This is a genomic window from Pseudomonas sp. 31-12, assembly GCF_003151075.1.
GTDB lineage: Bacteria > Pseudomonadota > Gammaproteobacteria > Pseudomonadales > Pseudomonadaceae > Aquipseudomonas.
This window is the reverse complement of record NZ_CP029482.1, coordinates 1145195-1167871: the sequence shown is the minus strand read 5'-3', so window position 1 is coordinate 1167871 and position 22677 is coordinate 1145195. Positions and strand designations below refer to the sequence as shown.

Here is a 22677-nt window from a genome sequence, read left to right as displayed (position 1 = left end):
CATGAAGATTGCAGAAATCCTGAACACAATTTTATGGTTTCAGATCCCTGAATTCGGAGGCCATCGAGGCGCGCGCTCCGTCCACGCGCCCCGCTGGCAGCGCTGGCGTGGCGCTGCGATACAGGATGCCGGGAAAGAAAACGGGAAGGACAGGCTTCACCTCAGGATTTTTGCAGCCCTCAGACAAGATATCGTGTTGGCGTTTGTGGCCATCGGTGTGCATACCTCAGCGGCATTTGGCGCCGCCATTACCCTCAAGTCGTTACTGGCGCAACTCATACAAGACGACTTGGTGGTCATGTCGAACATCGCACTCGGTGCCACCTGCATGGCGCTGACCTACTGCGCTTGGCTGGCGCTCAACCACTCGTTTTTTCTGGCTGAACTGGTGGGTATCGGCGGTCGCTCTTATATAGAACAACGCCTTCTGCTCAAAAAGAACAGTGCGCTGGGTGGCTCGTCTCCACTCAGCCTCACCACGCTGTTTGACCGCGAAGCGGCACGTGTCGAATCTTCATGGTCGGGACTTATAACAATCTCGCTGGCACTCGCCACGGTCATCTTTACCTCAACATTCTTCTTCTTTGCCCTAGGCGTCAGTGCCTTGGCCGCGTTGGCGGTCATTGTCGTCAGTTCGCTGGTCGTGTTCTGGGTGGCTCAACGACTAAGCATGACCTATGCACAACTATCACTGAACGCCACGCAACGCATCGAGATAGGTGTGTTCGCTACAAAAAACCGACGTCAGGCTTGGCTTAAGAACTGGAATGCCAAACTGATAAGCGACTACGCCGACAAACGAAACCTCGAAGCAGCGTCGCTGAAAAAAGCGGCCCGCCTGGTAGCAGCGATCAGTTTGATCTCGACGATGACGCCCATTGCGGCGCTGCTCAGTGCGGCACTGTTGCAGCTAGTCTATCTGGGTCACGTCGATGCGCCTGGAGTATTGGCGGCCATGGCATTGATTGGCGGCTTGAGATCCGTCGCCCATAACATTCCGGATATTGTGCAAAGCATCTCTCAAGGATTTGTCGGGCACAAAAACATCGAGTATTTCCTTCGTGCCGATCACGCTGATTCGTCCTCCCTTGAACCGGTACAGCTACCGACCACCCAAGCTAAACATATTGCGATTGTCGGGACCGCGAGTAGCGGCAAGACCTCGGTGCTACGAAACCGAGCGCAATGTCTTGACGACACTGACGGCCGAGCAATCTTCATTCCGGACGAGCCGTGGATATTTGCCGGTGGACTTCGCGAGAACCTGAGTCTTTACCGCAGAGATTTTTCAGACGACGAGGCCTGCCGTGCCCTCGCTCTGTCTCGCTTGCCCGAGCACTTTTACGTTGATTACCTAAATGAGCTCACCCATGGCGCTGAGGGCAACTGGGACGTTTCCAGAGGCCAGGGAAAGCGTCTTGAGTTGGCCAGAGCCTTGGTCGCACAGCCGCAGTGGATTCTCATTGACCAACCCACCTCGGGTCTGGACGAAAACCTCGCGGCGGGCCTGCTTGTTTCACTTCTGCAAGGTCCATGGCGCGATACCAACGTCGTTTTCGTCACGGACAAACAGGAAGAGAAAGCGGCCGCGCAAGAAGTCTGGACAGTGGCGGGCGGCAACATTGCGCACGTGTTAACCAATCAACTTGCAGCGCATTCAAACCCTGTTGGCACCCGCTCCGAGAACCTCGCCCCGGTTGTTCCGGCAGACGAAGCAGAGCCTCTCTCTGTACCCGAGCCGACAGAACCTGCTGCGACACGCTCAAGGTCAATCACAAGAAGCCTGCTGGATTTCGGTCTATGGAACATCACGTTGATAGCCTTCGTGCTATTCGCCCTTAAGGAAGTGTTTACCATTGTGGGTGATTACATTATTGCCAGCGGTTACCTGACGACACACTTGCAGCTGTCCTTGATCGGGCTAGTCATTGTTTTAGTGGTGAGTGCGGTCCTGTCGATTTTCGGGGCGCTGATTACCGTCAGGAAAAGTATTGATGCAGCCTCAACCCAATGCATTCATTACTTCTCTAATTTGATGAATCCAGGCCTGGACCACACCCTGGCTCAAGAGGTTAATCGTGACAGCCAGAACAAGCTGACCTGGGATCAGCGTCGTGTCGATGAGGTTCTGCCGGTGTTGTTGCTGGAAACGGTTGGCGCCGCAACCTTGCTGTTGATAACAATCGGCTACGTCATGCTGAACAACTTCTATGTATTGCTGCCGTTCGTTGTTATCGGGCTTTGCTACTGGTATGGCGCAAGAAACTCCGGCGAGTTACTCCGGCGATTCAATGCCGGGGAAATCGACGCCACGTCCACCTTGTTTGCACGTGTTCAGGCACTGAATTGGGCAGGTAGTCGATTTGATAATGCACACGACAATTCGATGATTCTGGATTGGCTGTCACCCAGCCTGACCACTCGGGCATTCGCCTCGCTGGACAATGCTGCAACACGTCGCTGGTATAGCTACAAGCTGGATTTGATGGGCGTTTTTTTCCTGTCAGGCATCGTTGCGTCAACGATTTACTTCCATGCAACAGGCACGGTCAGCATGGCGAACGTTTTGGCGATCAGTCTCTCCTACAGCCTGATTGCGATTTTTGCACGACTCGGCAGATGTCTCGTTGAACTCCGGCAAGTCCTGGACAGTGCTGATCGTCTGGTGGTTGCCAGCTTTCAACCTCGAACTTCGCCGGTGCAGACAAAGATCGGTTCGAATGCCCCGTTGGTGTGCTTTTCCGATGTCACGTTCATTAACTCGAACAGCGGCTCAACGGTGCTCGAACACTTCGACCAGTCGTTCCATGAGAATGAAGTCGTTGTGATCATGGGTGCCAGTGGCGTCGGCAAATCCACGTTTGCCAACCTGGTAGTGGGCAGTTTGTTCCCAAGCCAAGGGCAGATATCCACGCTAGGCGGCACCGATGGGTACCTAGCACGCCAGCATGCGGAAGAAGTCCAGCTACTGACCTCCAACCCCGTTTTTAAACCGGGTTCGCTGGCGCAGCACTTTAACAACCCGTCACTGGAAGAACTCAATCAACGCGCGGCCTATCTCGGGCTCTCGGATATTGTCGAGCAATTGCAGGATGGCTTTAATCAACACGTCCCCTGGAATGGTGAAATAAACCTGAGCAAGTCAGAACTACAACGACTGGCATTGCTTGACCTGACCCTCAACACCCCGGCGATCGTCATCCTCGATGAAGCGACTTCAGAGTTGAACAGAGCGGATGAAGTTCAGTTGATTCACAAGCTCATTTCTGCGCTGCCCAATACGTTGTTTTTCATCATTACTCACAATCCCGAGCTTTCCGCACTCGGCAACAGAAACTTCAATTTCAATCACGAAAAACGGCTGGTTGAAAAAACGGCAGTCCCGAATAAATCCTCACGAGTGGTTATACAAGGATCGTAAACATGAAGTTGCACGCACAACGAGATGCGTTTTGTATCAGCTATGGTGTCTCCCGCCCACAACTACCCCTGTGTGGAATAGCCCATTGGGAAGCAACACTCAAAGGAACGGTGGTTCAGCATAGTGCCCTGCATGAGGAACAGGCTTATGTAGCCCCGGGCTTTTTTTACCTACCGGTTTCCGAACGCCCCGATCCGCATTATCTGATTACGCTTGCACAAGAGGCACACGTGGCTGACTGGCTGTTAGTACCGTCCCTGGAAAAGTCGATAGATTCGATACGGCAGCAATATGAACAAGAAATTATCCCGGTGCCCTTCATGCAAGTCGCCTATCTGCAGGTTGAGGGAACCCTGGATGAGTGTTTGCTCACGTCCATGGGCAGAAAACACTACAAAGAAATGATGCGCCTGACGCGCCGGGCCGAGGACCTCTGTCATACGCTGGTATACCGCCTTGGCGAATTGTCCGAGAACAGCGAGGTGTTGGTGGCGTTCTCACTTCTTCAATCCTTCAATGTGGATAAATACCAGCACGTCAAAAACCTCTATTCGCTGGAGGCAATGCAGGCACTGGCACGGTCGACGGAAGGTTCAAAGTACTACATCAAAATGAACTACGACAAAATGACCCATGCACCGGTCTATGGCTCGCTCAGTTACGCCGATGAACAACGCGGGGTTTTCTCGCAACTGGTTCAGGGTCAAGACCGAAGCCAGGTTCCGGCGGGGCTGAACCTGTACGTCAGCGATTACTACCAACTGTACAAAGTGGCGGAATCACTGGGCTTCAAGAACAACTGCCTGGGGCGGGGAGCAATCGATATAAAGATACGGATGGGCGCCAATCGGGTGGTGGACCTAGAGAACTGGCTGATTCCGATCCGAACGAAAAACCCGCACCAGATGCATGAGTTTTCAAGTACGAGAGACAGCTAACAAGGAGTTTAAGATGTCTTTTTTCGATATCAACAAACAGCTTTACAGTGTTCATAGGATAGAGAACGGCGTGTCTATCATGGATTACCCAACGTCGAACTTTGACTTGGCAGGGACACTTCAGAAAACCTTGGCCGGTCGCTACAACCTCAAAACCGACTTTGCACTGAGCAAAATGCACGAATGCCTGAGCCGGGAAGAAATCAGCAAGCATCTGGAAGACTCCGGCCATTGGCATGACCCTCTGCAAACACTCGGGGCGCCAATGATCGAGGCGTATTACAAGTTTGTTCATTGGCTCAGCGACCATCTGGGGTTTGATTTCGTATTCGAACACAACCCATTGGTCCGCTATCACATCCCCGCCAAACTGGATGATCGATACAGGTTGCCGGATGGCGAACTTTTCACCCATCACTCGGACACGCTGCTGGGCGATTATTTTCAACAGATCAACATGTGGCTGCCATTTTGTGACGTGAAAAATACCGGCGCGCTCAGCGTTTGCTCCAGAACTGCCAGCATCAACACCCTTAAAACCTTTGCCCAAGAGCAGGGTTATACCTATAACGAATACAAAGGAAGTCGGGTCGCCTTTTTTGACTATGCAAAGCAACGCCCTCAACTGATAGCCGACCTGCGCACTGACGCCATGCCGACCAACCTTCGTTACGGTCAATGCTTGATGTTTGACCCGCGGATTCTGCACGGGACCGCAGAGAATAGGGAAAACATAACGCGAGTCAGCATGGACTTCAGGATCGTCCCCTTGGACGACTACGAATCCATCATCAAGGAACTCGAGCGTCAAGGTGGGCGCCCCAATAGCTATGAAGGTGAAGGATTGATCAAGGGCGAGTTCTACAGCGCGCTGACCGCGCGAGAAATCATAAAAAATTAACGTCCCACTTCGCTGTAAACATCATAAGAACAATCAATCAGGGAATAGATTATGACCAAGGCTCTTGCCTGGCTGGATGGCGTATACCTCCAGCACGACCAGATGAACCTGTCGCCCGTCACACACTCGCTGTCCTATGCCTCCTCAGTCTACGAAGGCATGCGCAGCTATGGCGGTAAGGTATTCAAGTGCGAGGAGCATTTACAACGGTTACAACAGTCAGCCCGTTTGTTCAAACATGACCTGTATTACACCAACGCAACGCTGACTGAGGCGTGCAATGAACTGCTCAAGCGCAACGAGCTGCAAGATGCGTACATTAAAATCATCGTGTTTTATGACGAAGCTGACGTCAGCTTCATGGGTCGAGGTTGCCGCAGCAAAGTGGTGATATTCGTCCTGCCATTTGCTCCGAAGGCAGCGACCGCGCCTTACAGGCTCACGACCGCCAGTTGGAGACGCGCGCCCGCCGATTGTCATCCGTATCAAGCCAAAACCTCGTCCACCTATGCGATCAGTTTTTTGAGCTTCCGTGATAAAGATGAGGCGTTTGACGATGTGCTGTTTCTCTCGATCAGCGATACGGTCTGCGAGTCCAGTGGTTCCAATATCTTTTTTGTGAAGGGCAGCCAACTCATTACACCGACGACCGAAATGGCACTGGCGGGCATCACCCGCCGCGTCATCATTGACGAACTAGCCCCGGCACTGGATCTGCAAGTAATACAGCGTGACATTTCAAGCTCGGAACTGGGTCAGTTTGATGGCGCCTTTTTATGTGGCACAGCAATGGACATCACTGAAATCAGCTGCATTGACGGTGTGCTTTATGACAAGAACCAGTGGGTCGAGCTGTTGGCAACGAATTACAAGAAGAGCGTTATGCACACACTGTCCTAACCGTCGGGGGTGAATGCTCCCCCGACGGTTTACCGAGTGTTAGCGCCGCAGAATAGGGAAACGAGCGGTAGCTGCCTACGCTTGCGGATCGACGTTATCCAGTGCCCGATTCACCGCCAACTCCGCTAGCATGATGATTTGCTGAATTGCCAACACCGTATTGCGCTGCGGGCCGATCAAGTTTGCTGCGAAATCACTGGCCATGACACTCGCCGACGCCAATGACTCGCAAGCTTGTGCCAGGAGACTTTCAGTGTCCATGTCCGGGGCGATCATGAACATCGTGCTGGGGCGGCGGGGTTTGGGGGCGTACTGGTCAGGGGGATCGAGGTAGTAGTCGAGAGCGCGTTTTATGGCTTCGCTGTCTTTGAGGAGCGCTTCGGCTTCGGTGGCTTCGGCGTTGGGGGTTGTGGTGTTGAAGGGTGGATCGGGGATTAACTTATCCATGGAAAACTCCTACTTAAAAATGGGAGCCATCCATTGTCGTTTCCACACGACAAATAGGTGGCGGCTGCACGCAGGGTGGAAATACCGGTTAGTAGGACCCGGCCAGACCGAAGTCTGCCCACGCACAGCCGCCATGACGCAGTTTGCAGACGAACGAAGACGTCGGCAACGAATACGATGGTCCAGCTATGCGGCTACTAAGAGATCCAGGTTTCCACGCCCGGTCGCTGAAATAGCAGCGACGACCAAAGGTTAGAAGGACTGCTTCCTACCCGGCAACCTGAAAAATGCGTGGGAAAGCGCTGTGTTTTTTACACATCGTTCAACACAAAAATTGAACGTGGAGCGTCCCGGGCGGCATTCCCACGCGAAATGGACTGCACCCAAAAAAACTCGGACTTCCCCTACACCCAAAATCGAATCCCCCGGCATCCCTACTTGAGTTCAATTGCCAAAGTCGCTCGTTTCCAAAGAACAGGAAGCGAGCGTGAAAAAACTCATACCCAAAGACCTGCTCGCTGGTCAGCGCAGCCAAGTACTCGACAGCTACCAAGCCACCGACGACCTGCGTCAGGCCCTTAGCTACCCCGACGAGCTGTCGGGTTTCGACGACTTGCTAAGTGCAATCGGGGCCAACCGCTCCAATTACATGCAATCAGCCAATCAACAGAAACTTATCAGCGCAGTGAGCAATGGCGATTGGGTCATCGTGAAGCAGCGCGTCAATTCCGATAATGGCGGCGCCTCCTGGAACGGCTTCAAAGCCAAAACCGAACCGCCGCCTGCACAACACTTGGTCGAAGAACACGCGTTCACTCTTCCCAAACCGGCGGAATCGGGATTTCACATCATCCAGAAACCCATGCCCCTCGAAGCCTTGGAGCGTTCGCTGTACGACAACCCGCCTGGCGAAGTCCTGAGTAAGCAGTTTCGTTCGTTGAACCGACATCTCGGCGAACGGGTGAAGCCTGGGCAAATGGTCATCTTCAGCGATTCACGGCACTACATGTGCCGTCGTGAAGAGGCCCAATTAATGATCGCGGCCGAGAAGGTCAATGAGGCGATCAAAGATCTGAGTGATGAAGAAGCTTCTTTCATGGTTGAGCACCATGAAGTGATAGAGCCATTTCTGGAAGTATCGGCGGGGTCGCTGGGTGTCGCTTCGTTCATGATTGGCCAGCATTTGGAAATGCTGAAAAACAACCTGAAAGCGCTGGAAGAACTTCATCAGCAGCAATACCGCCAGTACGGCCATTTGAACTCCTCGGATTTTTTTGCCCAGCGCAAGCGCATTCTGGTGAATCTAAATGCCGGCTTAGGACCGCTTGTACGTAAAGGCACAGGCATTGCCGATCATCCAAAGCTGAAACGGGCATTGGGGCTGTCTAGTCGACGAACAATTCACCGCTGGGATAAAGCAGGGGCACCGACGCAACTGCCAGGATATGCAACAAATATCGAAGGAGCGGCGCGGGCCGCAAAATACATGCAAGCCGGCGGCTACATCGGCATAGGCCTGGCGACGGCAGCAGCTAGCACGCGAATTAATGAAGTCTGCCGAGCGGGAACAATGATTCCTGCCGGAAGGTGAAATTCATAGAGGGAGGAAAGCTGACTGGCAACGTAGGGGGTGCAGCCATCGTAACTAATTACACGGCGCCATTAACAATGGAGTACTGCGCCGGTGTAGCACTAAGGACCCGCGGTATCGGCGGCGTCGTATGCGTCTTGATCATAAGTGGTGCGGCAGCATCTGTAGGCGGGAATGCTGGTTCGAAAATCGTCGAGTCAACCGCTGAAGTTATTTACGAAGCATCCAGCCATGAATGAAACAAAGCTCCTCTATGCCGCCTTCGTCATTGCCCTGCTCACAATTATTGTTCTCAACTTTGCAGTCATGGCTTTCGTGGGCCTGTTCAAACTCAGAGAAATGGAGTCTCACCTCAAGAATTGCTATCTCCTCCAAGCTTATCGTGAAGAAACAGGCGATGGCCTTTACGGTCGCAAATACAGGCTGAACTTGATCACAGCCATGTTGAGTAAGCATCCGTCGCTGCTGTTACTGAACGACCCCTGCGCCTTTGAGGATATTCGGCTTTTTCCACTGCATTTAAGGCGTTGGATCGAGATCCCCTATCGAATTAACGCCTTCTCATGCTATGGCTTTTTGGTTTTATTCGGATGGGCATCTATCTTGGCCTGATTAAAGTGAGTTGACTGCCAGGCCGCCTTCGCGAGCAAGCCCTCTCCCACAGTTGGACTGGGTACACCTGAAAGAGACTGGTCGGCTATCAGGCCGCCATCGGTGGCAAGCCAGCTCCCACAATTGCTCTCTGGGTCAGCTATCAGCTCGTTCCCAGCAGTTGACGACAGCCTATCTGTCAGAAAAATGCTGAGTTACAAGAAGCTCAACAACTGGAAAAACCCAAAAGCGCTACCGCAAGCAGTAGACGGTTGCACCTTCGAGTAATACCACCACGCAAGGGCGACACCCACCCAATCCCGAATCCAAAGCATCCCCCCAGATGTCCAGCACCAAACAGTAACGAAACAATCTGCCCCCACAGCCACAACAACCCTTTAAACAACAATCACCTACCCACCAAACCGGAACTCAATCTCATTCACGCCCGTACGCCCCTCAATGATGGGTATAAATAAGTAACACCGCGCTCCAATCGAGTGCGCAAGACGTCCGAAGCGCCCCGCACAGGTGCGCCATATGCACCGAAAAAACCATGCGCAAACGGTCAAATGCGCGAGAATTTATACATATGCGACATTAAGGTACGTACGTGCCACTGTTTAAGGCCTGTAGCTACTCAGGATCTTGCAATGGGTATGGCCCCTGCATAAGTATCCGCAGGCACGACTCACGAGGTCGTCCTCTAATTCCAAAAATGACAACAAATCATGAGGCCAACATGCTTAAACACGCGGTCATTCCGTTTTTAGTCGGCGCAGGCTTGTTAGCCTCCGCACCTTTCGCCCAAGCGGCGACTAACCTGGTGTTTTGCTCCGAAGGGAGCCCGGCCGGTTTTGATCCTGGTCAGTACACCACCGGAACCGACTTCGACGCCTCTGCAGAAACCATGTTCAACCGCTTGACCCAGTTCGAGCGCGGCGGCACCGCCGTGATTCCTGGTCTGGCAACCAAGTGGGACATCTCCGACGATGGCCTGACTTACACCTTCCACCTGCGTGAAGGCGTCAAGTTCCACACCACGCCGTACTTCAAGCCAACTCGTGAGTTCAACGCCGACGACGTGCTGTTCACCTTTAATCGCATGATTAACAAGGATGATCCGTTCCGTAAGGCGTACCCAACCGAATTCCCGTACTTCACCGACATGGCGATGGACACCAACATCACCAAGATCGATAAAGTCGACGACCACACCGTCAAGTTCACCCTCAAGGAAGTTGATGCCGCGTTCATCCAGAACATGGCCATGAGCTTCGCGTCGGTGCAGTCCGCCGAGTACGCGGCCCAGCTGCTGAAAGAAGGCAAAGCCGCCGACATCAACCAGAAGCCGGTCGGCACTGGCCCGTTCGTGTTCAAGAGCTACCAGAAAGACTCCAACATCCGCTACACCGGGAACAAGGACTACTGGAAGCCTGAAGACGTCAAGATCGACAACCTGATCTTCGCGATCACCACCGACCCGTCGGTACGTATTCAGAAGCTGAAAAAGAACGAGTGCCAGATCACTCTGTTCCCGCGCCCGGCCGACCTGGCAGCGCTCAAGGCTGACAAAACCCTGAAGATGCCTGATCAGGCTGGTTTCAACCTGGGCTACATCGCCTACAACGTGATGGACAAGGTCAAGGGCAGCAACGAGCCAAACCCGCTGGCCAACCTTAAAGTCCGTCAGGCACTGGACATGGCCGTCAACAAGCCAGAGATCATCAAGTCGGTGTACCAGGGCGCTGGCCAACTGGCCGTCAACGCAATGCCGCCAACCCAGTGGTCTTACGACACCACGATCAAGGACGCGCCGTTCAACCCTGAGAAAGCCAAGGAGCTGCTCAAGGAAGCCGGCGTCAAGGAAGGTACCGAGATCGTCCTGTGGGCGATGCCGGTACAGCGTCCGTACAACCCGAACGCCAAACTGATGGCTGAGATGTTGCAGTCCGACTGGAAGAAAATCGGCCTGAACGTCAAGATCACCAGCTACGAATGGGGCGAGTACATCAAGCGTTCCAAGGGCGGTGAAAACCAGGCGATGATCATTGGCTGGAGCGGTGACAATGGTGATCCGGACAACTGGCTCAACGTCCTGTTCGGCTGCGACTCGCTGAGCGGCAACAACTTCTCCAAGTGGTGCGACAAGAAGTTCGACGGTCTCGTCAAAGAAGCCAAGCGCACAACCGACCAAGGCAAGCGCACCGAACTGTACCAACAGGCGCAACACGTCCTCAAAGACGCTGTTCCAATGACACCTATCGCTCACTCGACGGTGTTCCAACCCATGCGCAACAACGTGCAGGACTTCAAGATCAGCCCGTTTGGCTTGAACTCCTTCTACGGCGTCAGCGTCAGCAAATAAGATTTTGCAACGGCGACGTTTTTAACGTCGCCGTTGTTTTATCTGCCGAGAAAGTAGGAAACCACCTACATCCAATTCCGCTGCGTAGTACAGCAGTGGTGTCGGATGCGTCGCCTTTTCCTACGAGTCTTTAGGACTCTACGCATTTACTGCCAGACCCACGGCTCCTACCGTCGGGATCTGACCAGTGCATGCGTGGGTTCTCGGTTTTGCTGCATGGCATGGTTTGAACTCAGTGATGCCTCCACGTCCGCGGACGGGACGGTGGCTCATTGAAAACACTTAGCGAACGAGAAAAGGGAGCGTCATGCGCCATACCTTGGTTTTATCCGCATTGCTGGGCACCGGCCTGTTGGCCGCCACTTCCATCAGCCAGGCCGCCAACAACAGCCTGGTGTTCTGCTCCGAAGGCAGCCCTGCCGGCTTCGACACTGCGCAGTACACGACCGCGACCGATAATGACGCCGCCGAGCCGTTGTACAACCGATTGGCAGAGTTCGAAAAAGGCGCCACCAACGTCGTACCCGGTCTGGCCACTAGCTGGGATATTTCCGAGGACGGCCTCAAGTACACCTTTCACCTGCGCGAAGGGGTGAAATTTCACACGACCAAGTACTTCACGCCGACCCGTGATTTCAACGCCGATGACGTGCTGTTCACGTTCAATCGCATGCTCGATCCGCAGCAACCTTTCCGTAAGGCTTATCCGACCGAGTTCCCGTATTTCAACGGGATGAGCCTGAACAAGAACATCGCCAAGGTCGAGAAGACCGGGCCGCTGACCGTGGTCATGACGCTCAACAGCGTCGACGCCGCGTTCATCCAGAACATCGCCATGAGCTTCGCCGCCATCCTGTCTGCCGAATATGCCGACAAGCTGCTGGCAGAAGGCAAGCCGAGCGACATCAACCAGAAGCCGATCGGCACCGGGCCGTTCGTGTTCAAGAGCTACCAGAAAGACTCCAACATCCGTTACACCGGCAACAAGCAGTACTGGGACCCGAGCCGGGTCAAGCTCGAGAACCTGATTTTCGCCATCAACACAGACGCCTCGGTGCGGGTACAGAAGCTCAAGGCCAACGAGTGCCAGATTACCCTGCATCCGCGTCCTGCCGACGTGACCGCGCTGAAGAACGACCCGACGCTCAAGCTCATCGAGAAGCCCGGTTTCAACCTCGGTTACATCGCCTACAACGTGCGCCACAAACCGTTCGACCAGCTCGAAGTGCGTCAGGCGCTGGACATGGCAGTGAACAAGCAAGGCATTCTCAACGCCGTCTATCAGGGCGCCGGCCAACTGGCCGTCAATGCCATGCCGCCGACCCAATGGTCTTACGACGACACTATCAAAGACGCCGCCTACAACCCGGAAAAAGCCAAGGAATTGCTCAAGGCTGCCGGCGTGAAAGAAGGCACCGAAATCACCTTGTGGGCGATGCCTGTTCAGCGACCTTACAACCCGAACGCCAAGTTGATGGCCGAAATGCTCCAGGCTGACTGGGCGAAAATCGGCCTCAAAGTGAAGATCGTCAGCTACGAATGGGGCGAGTACATCAAGCGCACCAAGAATGGCGAACACGACGTCAGCCTGATTGGCTGGACCGGTGACAATGGGGACCCGGACAACTGGCTCGGCACGCTTTACAGCTGCGACGCCATTGGTGGCAACAACTACTCCATGTGGTGCGATCCGGCTTATGACAAGTTCATCAAGCAGGCCAAGGTCGTCACCGACCGCGACCAGCGCACCGTGCTCTACAAACAGGCGCAGCACTACCTCAAGCAACAAGTGCCGATCACGCCTATCGCCCATTCGACGGTTAACCAGCCGTTGAGCGCCAAAATCGAAGGATTCAAGGTGAGTCCATTCGGTCGCAACGTGTTCTCGGGCGTCAGTATCGACCAATAACCGATTAGCCAGAACGCTGGGGGCGCATTGCGCCCTCACGCAAGCGTATTGCCTTAATTCGCCGATAAGGCCTACAGCAAACGTTTGCGAAGCCTTGTATGAGTTCTAAACCAAATAGCCGGATCACCAAAAAAGACCGGCATTAAAAAAAGAAAGTAAGGAGCTTCACCCATGAAACTGAGCAGCACCGCGTTATTGGCCCTGGCCATCAGCAGCGTAACCGCCACGGCATACGCAGAAACCCAAAGCCAGGCTTTCACCCCGGTTACCGTGAAAGAGAAAAGCGCCCAAAGCGAAGCCACCGGCTTTGTTGAAGGCCAATCGATCACCGGTTCCACGCGTAACTGGTATGCGAATGAGTCGTTCAAGCGGGGCGCGACGCTCAACTATCGTAAAAATGGTGAGACTCGTACGACTGACCGTCGCATCAACTGGGTTCAAGGCACGATCATCAAGTACAACTCGGGCTTCACCGAGGGCACGGTCGGTTTCAGCACCGAAGTGGCGGCATACAACGCCATTGCTCTGGACCGCGATCGCAAAGACCTCGCATCCGGTAACGGTGGTGCTCCCGAGCCAGGTCGTGGCGGCCGTGGCAACAACCGTACTTTGACTGAAAGTGGCGGTGACGCTGTTGACCAGTGGAGCAAACTGGGCCTGGCCAACGTCAAGGCACGTTTCTCCAACACCACACTGACTGCCGGTCGCCAGAACTTCAGCAGCCCGCAAGTGGATGTCATCGGTAACCGTCCACTGCCTTCGAGCTTCGAGGGTGTCAGTCTGCACAGCGAAGAGTTGGAAAACCTGACTTTCGACATCGCCACCTTTGACCGTAACTCACCGCGTACCGAACAGAGCCAGCGCAAGTTCCGTTCCGAATACGGCGACGGTACCGCTGAAGCCGATCACGTCAATACCGCCGGTATCACTTACACGCCGTTCGCCAGCCTGACCACCAGCCTGTGGGGCACCCAGGCCGAAGACCTGTGGAACCAGTACTACTTCGGCGCCACCCACGTTCTGGGTGACAGCTCGGTCCTGAGCCTGACCACCGGCCTGAACTACTACAAAACCGTCGACGAAGGCAAAAAGCTGCTGGGCGAAATCGACAACGACACCTACTCCCTGTCGTTGGGCCTGACTCATCAGGCCCACAGCCTGACCTTCTCCTACCAGGAAGTGAACGGTAACGAGTACTTCGACTACCTGCACGAAACCAACGGCATCTACCTGGCCAACTCCCTGCTGTCGGACTTCAACGGCCCGAACGAAAAATCGTTCCAGATCGCCTACGGTCTGAACATGGCTGAATACGGCATTCCAGGTCTGAAGTTCAACATCTACCAAGCTCGTGGCTGGGGCATCGACGGTACTCACTATGCCGGCGGCGGTTACGACGGCGTGCAGGCGATGGACGGCGAAAACCACTATGAATACGGCATCGGTACTTCGTACGCCGTACAGAGCGGCCCGCTCAAGGCCACGGCTATCCGCGCGACCTACACCGCTCACCGCGCCAGCGATAACCAGGCGGATGGCAGCCTCAACGAGTTCCGTCTCGTGACCACCATCCCGTTCAACATTCTGTAATACACCTGCCGAACGGCTGATTCAGTGACGAATCGGCCGTTCGGCTTTTGTCCTTTAACCGATTGCAGAGGGTTCTTGATGAAAATGCTTCCCCTACGTGCGGCCATTGCAGCCGCGTTGCTCAGTGTCGCTGTTGGCGTCTCGGCCAAACCCCTGGTGGTCTGCACCGAAGCCAGTCCGGAAGGCTTCGATATGGTCCAGTACACGACTGCAGTCACAGCCGATGCGGTGGCCGAAACCATCTTCAATCGTCTGGCGGACTTCAAGCCCGGCACCACTGAAGTGATTCCGGCACTGGCCGACTCCTGGGACATCAGCGAAGACGGTCTGACCTACACGTTCCACCTGCGCAAAGGCGTCAAGTTCCACACCACCGAATACTTCAAACCGACGCGCGACATGAACGCCGACGACGTGGTCTGGAGTTTCCAGCGTCAGCTGGACCCGAACCACCCATGGCACAAACTGTCGAGCGTGGGCTTCCCGTACTTTGAAAGCATGGGCTTCAAGGAACTGCTGAAAAGCGTCGAGAAAGTTGACGACAACACCGTCAAATTCACCCTGACCCGCCGCGAAGCGCCGTTCCTGGCTGACATCGCCATGGCCTTCTCCTCGATCTACTCCGCCGAGTACGCGGATCAGTTGCTCAAGGCCAACAAGACCGGCGACCTGAACAACAAGCCAGTCGGTACCGGCCCGTTCATTTTCCAGCGCTACGCCAAGGACGCCCAGGTTCGCTTCAAGGCCAACCCGGACTACTTCCGCGGCAAGGCGCCGGCTGACGCGTTGATCCTGGCCATCGCCACCGACAACAACGTGCGCCTGCAGAAGCTCAAGGCCAACGAATGCCAGATCGCGCTCTACCCGAAACCGGATGACATTCCGAGCATCAAGAAAGACGACAAGCTGAAGGTCGATGAGCTGAACGCGATGACCGTCGCGTATATCGCCATCAACACCACGCACAAATACCTGAGTGACGTGCGCGTGCGCAAAGCCATCGACATCGCCTTCGACAAGGAAGCGGCCGTCAACGCGCTGTTTGGCAAAGGCAATGCGACCGCTGCGGTGAACCCGTTCCCGGACACGCTGCTGGGTTACAACCACACCTTGAAAAACCCGGCCCGCGACCTCGACAAGGCCCGCGCCCTGCTCAAGGAAGCCGGCGTACCGGAAGGCACGGTATTCACCCTGTTCACCCGCAACGGTGGGGGTGCGACCAACCCGAACCCAATGCTCGGCGCGCAGATGATGCAGGCCGACCTGGCCAAGGTGGGGATCAAGATCGATATCCGCGTGATGGAATGGGGCGAAATGCTCAAACGCGCGAAAAACGGCGAGCACGATATGGTATCCGCCGGATGGGCGGGCGATAACGGCGACCCGGATAACTTCCTGACGCCTATGCTCAGTTGCGAAGCCGCGAAGAACGGCGAAAACTACGCGCGCTGGTGCAATGAAAAGTTCCAGACCCTGATCGACCAGGCCCGCGAAAAAACCGACCCGGCCGAGCGTGCAGCACTGTACGAACAGGCTCAGGTTATTTTTAACCAGGACCAGCCATGGATCAGCATCGCTCACACTAGAATGTTCACCGCAATGCGCAACAACGTAGAGGGCTACCACATTAGCCCCCTCACCACTAATAACTTCGCCACCACCCAGGTGAAGTAGATAAGAAAACTCCCGGTGTCCCTGACTCCAGGGACACCAGGCACGCCTAACCGGCTGATGAGGTACACCACAAGATGTTTAGTTTTATTGCCCGCCGACTGGGGTTACTGATCCCCACGTTTTTCGGCATCACCCTGCTGACTTTCGCGTTGATTCGCATGATTCCGGGCGACCCCGTGGAAGTAATGATGGGCGAACGTCGGGTCGACCCCGAAATGCACGCTCAGGCAATGGAACGCCTAGGTCTGAACAAACCCCTGTATGCCCAATACCTGGATTACATCGGCAAGTTGGCCCACGGCGACCTTGGTGAATCCCTGCGTACCCGTGAAAGCGTATGGACCGAGTTCACCTCCCTCTTCCCGGCGACCCTGGAACTGTCCATGGCCGCCCTGTTGTTCGCCGGCATCCTGGGCCTGTTGGCCGGGGTGATCGCGGCACTCAAGCGAGGATCCCTGTTCGACCACGGGGTGATGGGCATCTCCCTGGCGGGATATTCGATGCCGATCTTCTGGTGGGGCCTGATCCTGATCATGTTCTTCTCGGTATCCCTGGGCTGGACCCCGGTGTCCGGGCGGATCGACCTGCTTTACGACATAGAGCCGCGGACCGGCTTCATGCTCATCGACACGCTGCTGGCCGATGACGTCGGTGCGTTCTTCGATGCCCTGCATCACCTGATCCTGCCGGCCATCGTGCTCGGCACCATCCCGCTGGCCGTTATTGCGCGGATGACCCGTTCTTCGATGCTCGAAGTGCTGCGCGAAGACTACATCCGTACCGCCCGCGCCAAAGGCCTGTCGCCTTCGCGCGTGGTGTTCGTGCACGGCCTGCGCAACGCGCTGATTCCGGTACTGACCGTGGTCGGCCTGCAAGTCGGCACATTGCTGGCCGGTGCGGTCCTGACCGAAACCATCTTCTCCTGGCCCGGCATCGGCAAATGGCTGATCGAAGCCATTGGCGCACGGGACTATCCCGTGGTGCAGAACGGCATCCTGTTAATCGCCTGCCTGGTGATTCTGGTCAACTTCGTAGTGGACATCCTCTACGGCTTTGCCAACCCACGCATTCGTCACCAGCGCTGAGATCATCATGACCATGACCACTCCAGCTTCAACTACAAATCAAGCGGTAACAGTCGATCAAAGCCTGCTGTACCCGTCCCCTTACAAAGAATTCTGGCAAGCGTTTTCCAAGAACAAAGGTGCCGTCGCCGGCCTGATGTTCATGCTGCTGGTGATTTTCTGCGCAATTTTCGCGCCGTGGGTTGCCCCGCATAACCCGAGCGAACAATACCGTGACTTCCTGCTGACCCCGCCGTCCTGGCTGGAAGGCGGGCAGATCCAGTTCCTGCTCGGCACCGATGAACTGGGTCGCGACCTGCTGTCGCGACTGATCAACGGTTCGCGCCTGTCCCTGCTGATCGGCTTGTCGTCGGTGGTGATGTCGCTGATTCCGGGCATCCTTTTGGGTCTGTTCGCCGGCTTCTTCCCGAAACTGCTCGGCCCGACCATCATGCGTCTGATGGACATCATGCTGGCCCTGCCGTCGCTGCTGCTGGCCGTGGCGATTGTCGCCATCCTCGGCCCTGGCCTGATCAACACCATTATTGCCATCGCCGTGGTTTCGTTGCCGTCCTATGTTCGTCTGACCCGCGCCGCGGTGATGGGCGAATTGAACCGCGACTACGTGACCGCCGCGCGCCTGGCTGGTGCCGGTCTGCCACGCCTGATGTTCGTCACCGTGCTGCCCAACTGCATGGCGCCGCTGATCGTTCAGGCGACCTTGAGCTTCTCCTCGGCGATTCTCGATGCTGCGGCACTGGGCTTCCTCGGCCTTGGCGTACAACCGCCAACCCCTGAGTGGGGCACCATGCTGGCTTCGGCTCGCGACTACATCGAACGCGCCTGGTGGGTCGTCAGTCTGCCTGGTTTGACCATTTTGCTCAGCGTGCTGGCAATCAACTTGATGGGCGACGGCCTGCGCGATGCGCTGGACCCGAAACTCAAGAACGCCGCCTGAGGAGATTCAAATGTCACTGTTAGAAATCAAGAATCTCAACGTTCGCTTCGGCGACAAGAACGCCGTTCCGGTGGTCGACGGTCTCGACATTACCGTGGACAAGGGCGAGGTTTTGGCCATCGTTGGCGAATCGGGTTCCGGCAAGTCCGTGACCATGATGGCGCTGATGGGCCTGATCGAACACCCGGGGATCGTCACCGCCGACGCCCTGAATTTCGACGGCAAGAACATGCTCAAGCTGAGCAACCGTCAGCGTCGGCAAATCGTCGGCAAAGACCTGGCCATGGTCTTCCAGGACCCGATGACCGCGCTGAACCCGAGCTACACCGTTGGCTTCCAGATCGAAGAAGTGCTGCGCCTGCATCTGAAAATGTCCGGCAAGCAAGCCCGCGCACGCGCCATCGAACTGCTGGAAAAAGTTGAAATCCCGGGCGCCGCCAGTCGTATGGACGCTTACCCGCATCAACTCTCTGGCGGTATGAGCCAGCGTGTTGCAATCGCCATGGCGATTGCCGGCGAACCGAAACTGCTGATCGCCGACGAGCCGACCACCGCACTGGACGTAACGATTCAGGCGCAGATCATGGACCTGCTGCTGGCGTTGCAGAAAGAGCAGAACATGGGCCTGGTGCTGATCACTCACGACCTCGCGGTCGTGGCCGAAACCGCTCAGCGCGTGTGCGTGATGTACGCCGGCCAAGCGGTAGAAGTGGGTCAAGTGCCACAGCTGTTCGACATTCCGGCACACCCTTACAGCGAAGCGCTGCTCAAGGCGATTCCGGAACACAGCCTGGGCGCCACACGCCTGGCCACGCTGCCGGGCATTGTTCCCGGTCGTTACGACCGTCCGCAGGGTTGCCTGCTGTCGCCGCGCTGCCCGTATGTGCAAGAGAATTGCCGTGCCCAGCGTCCGGCCCTCGATCCGAAAAGCAACAGCCTTGCCCGCTGCTTCTACCCGCTGAATCAGGAGGTGGCGTAATGGCCGTCGTACTTACCGCCCGCGACCTGACCCGTCACTACGAAGTGTCCCGCGGCCTGTTCAAGGGTCATGCGACCGTGCGCGCCCTCAACGGTGTGTCATTCGAACTGGAAGCCGGCAAGACCCTCGCCGTCGTAGGCGAATCGGGCTGCGGAAAATCCACTCTGGCCCGTGCCCTGACGCTGATCGAAGAACCTTCCTCCGGCTCCTTGAAAATCGCCGGGCAGGAAGTCGCCGGCGCCGACAAGTCCCAGCGCAAGCAATTGCGCAAAGACGTGCAGATGGTGTTCCAGAGCCCTTACGCGTCGTTGAACCCACGGCAGAAAGTCGGTGATCAACTGGCCGAGCCATTGCTGATCAACACCAGCCTGAGCGCGGCCGAACGTCGCGAGAAAGTTCAGGCAATGATGAAACAGGTAGGCTTGCGTCCTGAGCACTATCAGCGTTATCCGCACATGTTCTCCGGCGGTCAGCGCCAGCGGATCGCCCTCGCCCGCGCGATGATGCTGCAACCGAAAGTCCTGGTCGCGGACGAACCGACTTCGGCGCTGGACGTGTCGATTCAAGCCCAGGTGCTGAACCTGTTCATGGATTTGCAGCAAGAGTTCAACACCGCCTACGTGTTCATCTCGCATAACCTGGCAGTGGTGCAACACGTCGCCGATGACGTGATGGTGATGTACCTCGGTCGCCCGGTGGAAATGGGCCCGAAGAACGACATCTACGAACGTCCTTTGCACCCCTACACCCAGGCGCTGCTGTCGGCTACCCCGACCATTCACCCGGACCCGAACAAGCCGAAAATCAAGATCGTCGGCGAGTTGCCCAATCCGTTGAACCCGCCGTCGGGATGCGCTTTCCACAAGCGCTGCCCGTACGCGACCGAGCGTTGCAGCACTGAAGAGCCGGCCCTGCGCCTGCTCGACAGCCGCCAAGTGGCGTGCCACTACGCCGAGCAGTTCCTCGACGGCGCCGCGTAAAAATGTGGGAGCGGGCTTGCTCGCGAAGAGGGTGTGTCAGTCACCATTTATGTGAATGACACACCGCTTTCGCGAGCAAGTCGAATCGTCGCACCGCCGCTCCCACTGGGATATCTGAGCTGTTCAATAACCTCTTCTGCCCCGGCTGCGCATCAGTCCGGGGGAGAAGGGGTTTTCTTTTGCCTGTTCCTCAAGCCCCTTCATCTTCATCGGTATCGGCATCCGGATCCTCGGTGGTCGAGTCGTCATCGTCCGCGCTGCCGCCCTGCCCCTGGTCGCCTGGCTCCGACTCGGACGCGGCGATCATCAGCCCAGTGTGCGTCACCTGCCCACTCGACGCTTGTTCATCATGATCCGGACACTCAGCCCACGCTGCCGACGACAGGCCTACGGACAGCATTACGAAAACCTTCAGCAACAACACAATGCGTTGAAAAATACTCATGGCCGATTCCATCCTTTTGCAGGTGAAACGTGAAAGCCCGACGGCACTGATAGACAACCGGTTCCGATGGGGCGGGTTCTCCAGATAGGACCCTGACGATGCGCGGGAAATGCCATGAGTGGGGAGACTGGTTTGGAATAATGTATATACCCAAACCCATCAACAACACTGATCCCTGTGGGAGCCAGCCTGCTGGCGATGGCAGTCTTTCATTCAATGAATGTGTTGAATGTCACTCCGCTATCGCCAGCAGGCTGGCTCCCACAGGGAGTTGGGTCGGGCATGAAAAAGCCCCGGTGCTTTCGCGACCGGGGCTTTTGATTTTGCAACTCAACGCTTAGTGATGCTCACGCGTCGCACGGAATTTCACGTCCGGCCAGCGTTCTTCCATCAGCGCCAGGTTGACCCGTGTCGGGGCCAGGTAGGTCAGGTGACCACCGCCGTCGACCGCCAGGTTTTCCACGGCCTTGACCCGAAACTCCTCGAGCTTCTTCTTATCGTCGCAATCGATCCAGCGCGCGGAATACACGGTGATCGGCTCGTAGGAGCACTCGACCTTGTATTCCTCTTTCAAGCGGCTGGCGACCACATCGAACTGCAGCACACCAACGGCGCCGAGGATGATGTCGTTGCTGCGCTCAGGGAAGAACACCTGGGTCGCGCCCTCTTCCGCCAACTGCTGCAAGCCCTGGCGCAGTTGCTTGGATTTCAGCGGGTCACGCAAACGCACACGACGGAACAGTTCCGGGGCGAAGTGCGGAATACCGGTGAAGCCCAGAACTTCGCCTTCGGTGAAGGTGTCGCCGATCTGGATGGTGCCGTGGTTGTGCAGGCCAATGATGTCGCCGGCAAACGCTTCTTCCAGTTGCTCACGCTCGGAGGAGAAGAACGTCAGGGCATCGCCAATCCGCACGTCCTTGCCGGTACGCACGTGGCGCATCTTCATGCCTTTTTCGTATTTGCCGGAGCAGATACGCATGAAGGCGATGCGGTCGCGGTGTTTCGGGTCCATGTTCGCCTGGATCTTGAACACAAAACCTGCAAACTTCTCTTCAACCGGTTCAACGGTGCGCTCGTTGGCGACACGGGCCAGCGGTTTCGGCGCCCAGTTGACCACGGCGTCGAGCACGTGATCGACACCGAAGTTGCCCAATGCAGTACCGAAGAACACCGGGGTCAGTTGGCCGTCGAGGAATTCCTGTTGATTGAATTCGTGACAGGCGCCCTGCACCAGTTCCAGCTGATCGACAAAGCGATCGTACTCGTCGCCCAAGTGCGCGCGAGCTTCATCGGAATCGAGCTTCTCGATGATTTTCACATCGGTACGTTCGTGGCCGTGACCGGCGGTGTACACGATGATGTAGTCGTCGGCGAGGTGATAAACGCCTTTGAAATCGCGGTAGCAGCCGATCGGCCAGGTGATCGGCGCTGCCTTGATTTTCAGGACGGCTTCGATTTCGTCGAGCAGTTCGATCGGGTCGCGGATGTCGCGGTCGAGTTTGTTGATGAAGCTGACGATCGGCGTATCACGCAGACGGCAGACGTCCATCAGCGCGATGGTCCGTGGCTCTACACCCTTACCGCCGTCGAGGACCATCAATGCCGAGTCCACTGCCGTCAGGGTACGGTAGGTATCTTCGGAGAAGTCTTCGTGGCCCGGGGTGTCGAGCAGGTTGATCATGTGGTCGCGATACGGGAACTGCATGACCGACGTGGTAATCGAGATACCACGCTGCTTTTCCATTTCCATCCAGTCGGAGGTGGCATGGCGGTCGGACTTGCGGGATTTCACCGTGCCCGCAATCGCAATCGCCTTGCCCATCAGCAAGAGCTTCTCGGTGATGGTGGTTTTACCGGCATCGGGGTGGGAAATAATGGCGAAAGTGCGGCGTTTCGCGACTTCGGCGGCCTGTTTGGTCAT

Annotated in this window: 17 protein-coding genes; 14 read left to right on the top strand and 3 right to left on the bottom strand. The window is 56.1% G+C overall.

Annotation, left to right across the window (positions count from 1 at the left end; translation table 11 throughout):
• The first annotated feature begins 1 nt into the window (after position 1).
• Genes DJ564_RS05260 through DJ564_RS05245 form a run of 4 tightly spaced genes read left to right on the top strand, consistent with a single transcriptional unit; the run spans position 2 to position 6160 of the window.
• Complete coding sequence (locus DJ564_RS05260; RefSeq protein WP_109627950.1) at positions 2 to 3421, top strand: ATP-binding cassette domain-containing protein; 3420 nt, start codon at positions 2 to 4, stop codon at positions 3419 to 3421.
• A 2-nt stretch (positions 3422 to 3423) separates the two neighbouring features.
• The gene (locus DJ564_RS05255) at positions 3424 to 4359 is read left to right on the top strand and encodes a hypothetical protein (RefSeq protein ID WP_109627949.1); all 936 of its coding nucleotides are present in this window, start codon (positions 3424 to 3426) and stop codon (positions 4357 to 4359) included.
• 13 nt (positions 4360 to 4372) lie between these two features.
• Entirely contained in the window at positions 4373 to 5260 is an 888-nt protein-coding gene (locus tag DJ564_RS05250) for a phytanoyl-CoA dioxygenase family protein (protein ID WP_109627948.1), read from the top strand.
• Between the two features lie 51 nt (positions 5261 to 5311).
• Positions 5312 to 6160, top strand: a complete 849-nt coding sequence (locus tag DJ564_RS05245; RefSeq protein WP_109627947.1) for an aminotransferase class IV — start codon at positions 5312 to 5314, stop codon at positions 6158 to 6160.
• Positions 6161 to 6235: 75 nt separating this feature from the next.
• On the opposite strand, the gene DJ564_RS05240 is transcribed toward DJ564_RS05245, so the two are convergent.
• Entirely contained in the window at positions 6236 to 6607 is a 372-nt protein-coding gene (locus DJ564_RS05240; RefSeq protein WP_109627946.1) for a DUF6124 family protein, read from the bottom strand.
• 487 nt (positions 6608 to 7094) lie between these two features.
• Here DJ564_RS05240 and DJ564_RS05235 point away from each other — a divergent pair, with 487 nt between their 5' ends.
• The 10 genes from DJ564_RS05235 (at position 7095) to DJ564_RS05190 (ending at position 20311) form a co-directional block, all read left to right on the top strand.
• The gene (locus DJ564_RS05235; protein WP_109627945.1) at positions 7095 to 8198 is read left to right on the top strand and encodes a hypothetical protein; all 1104 of its coding nucleotides are present in this window, start codon (positions 7095 to 7097) and stop codon (positions 8196 to 8198) included.
• 231 nt (positions 8199 to 8429) lie between these two features.
• On the top strand, positions 8430 to 8810 hold the full coding sequence (locus tag DJ564_RS05230; protein ID WP_109627944.1) for a hypothetical protein: 381 nt from the start codon (positions 8430 to 8432) through the stop codon (positions 8808 to 8810).
• Between the two features lie 721 nt (positions 8811 to 9531).
• The gene (locus DJ564_RS05225; RefSeq protein ID WP_109627943.1) at positions 9532 to 11157 is read left to right on the top strand and encodes an ABC transporter substrate-binding protein; all 1626 of its coding nucleotides are present in this window, start codon (positions 9532 to 9534) and stop codon (positions 11155 to 11157) included.
• A gap of 307 nt (positions 11158 to 11464) precedes the next feature.
• Entirely contained in the window at positions 11465 to 13066 is a 1602-nt protein-coding gene (locus tag DJ564_RS05220) for an ABC transporter substrate-binding protein (protein WP_109627942.1), read from the top strand.
• A gap of 171 nt (positions 13067 to 13237) precedes the next feature.
• Positions 13238 to 14656 carry an OprD family porin gene (locus DJ564_RS05215; RefSeq protein WP_109627941.1) on the top strand — a complete coding sequence of 473 codons (1419 nt, stop codon included), beginning with the start codon at positions 13238 to 13240 and terminating at the stop codon, positions 14654 to 14656.
• A gap of 78 nt (positions 14657 to 14734) precedes the next feature.
• Positions 14735 to 16330: an ABC transporter substrate-binding protein gene (locus DJ564_RS05210; RefSeq protein WP_109627940.1), complete on the top strand. Its 1596-nt coding sequence runs from the start codon at positions 14735 to 14737 to the stop codon at positions 16328 to 16330.
• 74 nt (positions 16331 to 16404) lie between these two features.
• A complete protein-coding gene (locus DJ564_RS05205; RefSeq protein WP_075947650.1) occupies positions 16405 to 17415 on the top strand; it encodes an ABC transporter permease subunit in 1011 nt (336 codons plus the stop codon).
• A 7-nt stretch (positions 17416 to 17422) separates the two neighbouring features.
• Positions 17423 to 18352, top strand: coding sequence for an ABC transporter permease subunit (locus DJ564_RS05200; RefSeq protein WP_371922044.1), 930 nt, complete (start codon positions 17423 to 17425; stop codon positions 18350 to 18352).
• 10 nt (positions 18353 to 18362) lie between these two features.
• A complete protein-coding gene (locus DJ564_RS05195; RefSeq protein WP_109627939.1) occupies positions 18363 to 19331 on the top strand; it encodes an ABC transporter ATP-binding protein in 969 nt (322 codons plus the stop codon).
• Positions 19331 to 20311, top strand: coding sequence for a peptide ABC transporter ATP-binding protein (locus DJ564_RS05190; RefSeq protein WP_109627938.1), 981 nt, complete (start codon positions 19331 to 19333; stop codon positions 20309 to 20311). Before DJ564_RS05195 ends, DJ564_RS05190 begins: the two co-directional genes overlap by 1 nt.
• Before the next feature lie 190 nt (positions 20312 to 20501).
• Here the strand turns inward: DJ564_RS05190 and DJ564_RS05185 are convergent, their stop codons facing one another.
• Positions 20502 to 20756: a hypothetical protein gene (locus DJ564_RS05185; protein ID WP_109627937.1), complete on the bottom strand. Its 255-nt coding sequence runs from the start codon at positions 20754 to 20756 to the stop codon at positions 20502 to 20504.
• 337 nt (positions 20757 to 21093) lie between these two features.
• Positions 21094 to 22677 (bottom strand): peptide chain release factor 3, encoded by a 1584-nt coding sequence (locus DJ564_RS05180; protein WP_007942808.1) that lies wholly within the window; start codon positions 22675 to 22677, stop codon positions 21094 to 21096.